Source organism: Arsukibacterium sp. MJ3 (assembly GCF_000987765.1).
Classification (GTDB): Bacteria; Pseudomonadota; Gammaproteobacteria; order Enterobacterales; family Alteromonadaceae; genus Alishewanella.
In genome coordinates this window covers 1-433 of the sequence record NZ_LAHP01000183.1, presented here as the reverse complement: position 1 = coordinate 433, position 433 = coordinate 1, and the positions used below count along the sequence as shown (strand labels likewise).

The following is a 433-nucleotide window of genomic DNA, read 5'->3' as shown; positions in this document are numbered from 1 at the left end:
ACCGGTGTAGTTACCAATGGTTTATTCGCTGCCCGTGGTGCAAATATTGCCCTACTGAGTGATGGCGAGCAGTTAGAAACACTAAGCAGTTAGAAACATTAAGCAGTTAGAAGCATTAAGCAGTTAGCAACCACAGAAAATAAGATTAACTCGTAATTTTAAGCAGCAAGCACAAGGAATTTCAGATGTCGCCGGTACTCTCGCTCGCGAAAAACAAGATTAAAATCCTCTTACTAGAGGGAGTGCACCCAAGCGCAGCAGAGTGCTTTGCTCAGCATGGCTACACGCAAATTGATAGCCATACCACGGCATTCAACGAAGATGAATTGGCAAACATGATTGCTGATTATCATTTTGTGGGCATTCGTTCGCGCACACAGCTGAGCCGCAAAGTGCTCGCCCGCGCCGATAAACTGAATGCCATTGGCTGCTT

Annotated in this window: 1 pseudogene; it reads left to right on the top strand. The window is 46.0% G+C overall.

The window, feature by feature from the left end:
• Window positions 1-185 precede the first annotated feature (185 nt).
• Window positions 186-433, top strand: a pseudogene (locus tag VT06_RS17405) (phosphoglycerate dehydrogenase); the annotation flags it as partial.